Below are 4885 nucleotides of genomic sequence, written 5' to 3' on the forward strand. Positions count from 1 at the left end.
TAACCTCAAATATATCATCTTGCTTTGGCTGTCACCCTCCTTTATTTCTTCAGCATACTTTCTGACACACCACCAAATAATATACTTGAAATCAGGTATCTTACATTTGAGTCTGAAATATTTATATCTTACTCAGCTCAATAGAATATAAAAAGCCCAGTAATATAACATTACTGGGCTTTTTTAAAGCAAATGATTTTTTAATGACTCTTAGTAAGACAGCTCAGCACGGCGGTTTTGGGCATAGGCGTCTTCGGTGTTGCCAGCCGCTGCAGGACGTTCTTCACCATAGCTAATGACACGGATGTTGTTGGCAGCGACACCCTGAGCAGCGAGGTAATTGCGTGCTGCTTGGGCACGGCGCTCACCGAGTGCCATATTGTATTCACGGCTACCACGTTCATCAGTATGACCTGCGATAACCACACCAGCTGCTGGATTTGAGTTTAATAGGCTCACATGTTGGTTAAGGACACTCGCCGCTTGCGCAGTGATTTCGCTGCTATCAAAAGCAAAATAGACAACCGCTTGTAAGTTTTCAGCACCAGTAATGACAGCGGCTGAGTTATCAACGATGACGGCACCATTGTAGCCAACCTGACCACCTGGAATGCCTAGCGGCGCGACCACAACTTCTGAGGTAGCACGTTTAGTCGCACAACCTGTAGTGATTGCAACGGCGCTTGATAGTACAGCTAAAACAGCGATCTTAGAAAAACTGATTGACATGACGAGCTCCTAAAATTTTAATTAAATTTATTTTTTAAACTGCTTACGATAAAACTCAGGCAATCTTTATCCATCATATACTAACTGTTAATTTATGTAAGTATTTTTACTGTAAATAACGATAGATAGATATGTAACGTATCACCAGCGGTGTTTACCCCAGTTTTCAGGATTGGCCCAGTAATCAGCATTGAGCCAATTCGGTAGCTGTTTATAATCATATAAATTGAATTGCCAAAGCGTCGCTGATACAGTGGACGACGTTATGGATTCAATATCACTAATATCTAAAGAGGGCTCACTTAAGATATCAAATGGTGTAAATCCATAAGGTTTCAAATCGATTGAACTATCAAGCGCAACCAGCAAGTGTGCTGCATAGAGATCACGATAACGCATGAGGGTAGGGATGTATTGATGTAACAGCTCTTGTGAGAGGGTGGGTAGCCAAAAGCAAGCAAGTTCGTATCGTTCAAGCACCTGCTGTTTAGCAAGCTCTGGTAAGGTGGAGACGTGCCATGCTTCAGCTGATACGTTGTTATCATCTTTAACATTCGTATCTTTAATATGTGTACTTTTCTTTAGCTGTGTTTGCAAGGTTGATAATTCTGTTTTGTCGTGTGCTACCCATAACAGATCAATAGTTTCATCAGTCTGTCCAGCCATCGTTTGTGCTTGTTTATCAAGCGAGCTATCAAGCGAAGGCATGAGAGCATCAACATACTCTATTAGTAAAGGTAACGTAATCTTTGAGTATTTGGCAGTGTGTGTTGTCATATAATAAGCCGTTTATGAAAGGTGAGTTATTAGTGTGCCTATTAAATCATTTTCATCGGCATTATCCAATTGATAACGTGAGCCAATTGTTGATTTAATCATTTATGTAGATGCTTATTAACCCGCATGAGTGTATACGAGGAAATGTATGTGAAGGATAAACTCAGTTATCTCGATGCCCATACTTGAAATATAAGGATTTAGGTCAATCTACCTATAAGTAAAAAGTCATATATAACATGCGCCCGTTGTGACTTTCATTGTGACTTTGAGCGCCATAAACGTTGCTATATAGATGAAAGCTATAATGCGAGTAGCAAAACAATAACACTCATAATATATTATCAATAATAATAGGAAATCACATGTCTACTGCTGAAACCGATGCTCAGATCATCAACCCTGAAATGCCAGATGTACCACCACATGCACCTAGCAAAATCAATCTAAAAGACTATCAGAAGCCAAGTTTTGATGTTGAAACAGTCCATTTGGACATTAAGCTATTTGAGGATTATGCTCAGGTAGACAGCACGCTTAAGATGGTACGCCAAACAGCAGGAGATATTGTCTTATTTGGCGAATCGTTAGAGCTGCTGTCTATTATCATGAATAATAAAGCGTTAACATCTGAGCACTACCAGCAAGAAGATGGCAAGCTAACGATTTATGAAGCACCTGATGAGGTTACCTTAGACATTCAGGTACGTATCTGCCCGCAAACTAACACCGCGCTTGAAGGTCTATACATGGCAGGTAGTGGTGACGACACGATGTTTGTGACTCAGTGCGAACCAGAAGGTTTCCGTAAGATTACTTTTTATCCTGATCGCCCTGATGTACTCGCGATATTTACCACTCGACTGGAAGCCGATAAGCGCTATCCGACGTTATTGGCCAACGGTAATTTAGTCGAAGCAGGCGAGGTTGCTGATGCGCCAGAGCGTCATTATGCGATTTGGCAGGATCCAACCAACAAGCCCAGTTATTTATTTGCCTGTGTTATTGCTGATTTGGATGTGTTGACAGACTCTTATACGACCAGCGAAGGTCGGGACGTATTACTTGAGGTGTATGCAAAATCTGCCGATATCGATAAATGTGATGTTGGTATGCAAGCCTTAAAAGACGCCATGAGATGGGATGAGGTCAATTACGGCCGAGCCTATGATTTAGATCGCTATATGATTGTGGCAGTCAGTCAGTTCAATATGGGCGCAATGGAGAATAAGGGTCTTAATATCTTTAACACCGCTTGTGTGTTATCTAGCCCTGAGACCACTACTGATGCGCGCAGTTTTAGCGTAAAAGCCATTATTGCTCACGAATATTTTCACAACTGGACGGGCAACCGTATTACTTGCCGTGATTGGTTTCAGCTGTGTTTGAAAGAAGGTTTTACGGTTTACCGTGATCAGTCGTTTTCAGCAGATCAGCAATCAAGTGCGGTACAGCGTATTGATGATGTGGCGACACTACGCGCGCATCAGTTTGCAGAGGATGCAGGCCCATTAGCACATCCAGTACGCCCAGAGAGCTTTGTTGAGATTAATAACTTTTATACGACAACCGTCTATGAGAAAGGCGCTGAAATCGTACGAATGATTGCGAACACATTAGGGCCGGATGATTTTCGCAAAGGAACAGACGAGTATTTCCGTCGTTACGATGGACAAGCGGTAACGGTTGAAGACTTTTTATCAGCCCTTAGTATTACTGATGACAAAATCGAGGACTTTATCGACTGGTATCGTCAGCCAGGTACGCCAGTGGTATCGGGCTCTCAAACTTATGATAGTGCAGCGCAGACATTAACGATTACTTTGAATCAGCAAACACGTCATGTGAAAGGCTTTGATGCACCAAAACCGTTGCCGATACCTGTAGCAACCGCACTGTTTGATAAAGATTCAGGCGCTATCGTCGCTGAGCGTATGTTATTGCTTGACGAGGCGACGCAAACGTTTGTGTTTGAAAATATCGCAAGTGAGCCTGTTGTGTCTTTACTGCGTGATTTTAGTGCGCCAGTACAGCTTAACTATGACTACCAAGATGCAGACTTAGCATTTTTGCTCAAGCATGAAACCAATGGGTTTAACCGCTGGCAAGTCACCCAAATGCTGGTAAACCGTATTTTACTGCAAAGCCAAGGCACGAAGAGCAGTCCTGATGTATATTTAGAGGCATTGGCACAGACATTGCCCGTTTTAGCAGCTGATGATGCAATGCTGGCCGCAAGATTACTTGATATTCCATCAGCGCAAGAGCTTGCTTCTGCCATTCCTCAAGACTATGATCCGGTATTAGTGAAAGAGCAACGCGATGGGCTATATCAGCAAGTAGCAGATAGATTAAAAGACCAATGGGCAGCATTGTATAAAAATTTGCCAATGCAGTCTTATGAAGATAGTGCTGAAGCTCGAGGCATCCGTGCGCTACGTAATGTGGTGCTTGATATGGCACTGACTGCTAACGTTGAAGGCGCAGCCGACTGGGCACAACAGCAATATGATAATGCTAGCTGTATGACAGAGCGTTTTGGTGCGTTGAAGGCTATGGTTAACCATCAATTAGTAGAGGCAGATAAGTACTTATCGGACTTCTACGAGCGTTTCCAAGCAAACGATCTGGTGATTGATTTATGGTTCAGTGTGCAAGCTGCCGCTGATGATGTGACACCTGACGTTATCAAGTCGTTAATTGCGCACACCGATTTTGATTGGAATACCCCTAATCGTGTCCGTTCAGTTGTCAGCGCCTTTAGCTCGCAACCAACGGTACTATGGACAGCAGAGGGTCTGAAGATGTATACAGACGTCATTAAAAAGCTAGATGATGCTAACCCTGTATTGGCGTCGCGACTGCTACAAGTGCTGGCACGCTGGAATACGTTGGCTGAACCACGTCGTCAAATGGCACATGAGCAGTTGATAGATTTACAAAAAAATGTCTCATCTAAGCATGTGCTTGAAAGCTTAGAGAGTGTATTAGGTGCTGCAAATAGCTGATTGATAATAGCTAGGAAATAATTCTAGCTGTAGTATTAACTTCAAAATAAAGCCAACCCCAAATTAGAGTTGGCTTTATTTAATTGAGTGTACAGTATTAATTATTATTAAGAATTAAGCTGCTCAAGAAGGTGTTTCTCTTAAGATGCTCCCAATAAAAAGCCCCTTTCGTATCAGTACGATGAACTGACCCCCAAATCTTGGACGGTCTAAGTTTACCTCAGGGACTGAGTTCTGTATTGCACAGGACTCAGTCCTTTTAGTTTCAATTGAATGCGCTCATTGTTGTAATAGTGAATGTACTCATGGATTTGTTGCTCTAACTGCTCAATGGTTTGAGGTTTTTCAATGTAAATGGTCTCGCACTTTAA

4 protein-coding genes are annotated in these 4885 nt (G+C 42.4%); 1 reads left to right on the plus strand and 3 read right to left on the minus strand.

What is annotated here, in order from left to right; genetic code table 11:
* Positions 1 to 210: 210 nt before the first annotated feature.
* Positions 211 to 729: a peptidoglycan-associated lipoprotein Pal gene (gene pal / locus ACHUET_RS14575; RefSeq protein WP_058025758.1), complete on the minus strand. Its 519-nt coding sequence runs from the start codon at positions 727 to 729 to the stop codon at positions 211 to 213.
* A gap of 141 nt (positions 730 to 870) precedes the next feature.
* Positions 871 to 1506 (minus strand): DUF6231 family protein, encoded by a 636-nt coding sequence (locus tag ACHUET_RS14580; protein WP_394213792.1) that lies wholly within the window; start codon positions 1504 to 1506, stop codon positions 871 to 873.
* A gap of 407 nt (positions 1507 to 1913) precedes the next feature.
* Here ACHUET_RS14580 and pepN point away from each other — a divergent pair, with 407 nt between their 5' ends.
* Positions 1914 to 4514, plus strand: a complete 2601-nt coding sequence (gene pepN, locus ACHUET_RS14585; protein ID WP_394213793.1) for an aminopeptidase N — start codon at positions 1914 to 1916, stop codon at positions 4512 to 4514.
* A gap of 215 nt (positions 4515 to 4729) precedes the next feature.
* On the opposite strand, the gene ACHUET_RS14590 is transcribed toward pepN, so the two are convergent.
* Positions 4730 to 4885, minus strand: a 156-nt coding sequence (locus ACHUET_RS14590) for an IS3 family transposase (RefSeq protein ID WP_394213794.1), incomplete at its 5' end; no start/stop codon positions are given.

The organism is Psychrobacter piscatorii (genome assembly GCF_043641605.1).
In the GTDB taxonomy this organism is placed as follows: Bacteria; Pseudomonadota; Gammaproteobacteria; order Pseudomonadales; family Moraxellaceae; genus Psychrobacter; species Psychrobacter piscatorii_C.

Coding starts and splice junctions, on each gene's coding strand:
- pal (WP_058025758.1), bottom strand. CDS start 729: ATGTCAATCAGTTTTTCTAAGATCGCTGTTTTAGCTGTACTATCAAGC.
- ACHUET_RS14580 (WP_394213792.1), bottom strand. CDS start 1,506: ATGACAACACACACTGCCAAATACTCAAAGATTACGTTACCTTTACTA.
- pepN (WP_394213793.1), top strand. CDS start 1,914: ATGCCAGATGTACCACCACATGCACCTAGCAAAATCAATCTAAAAGAC.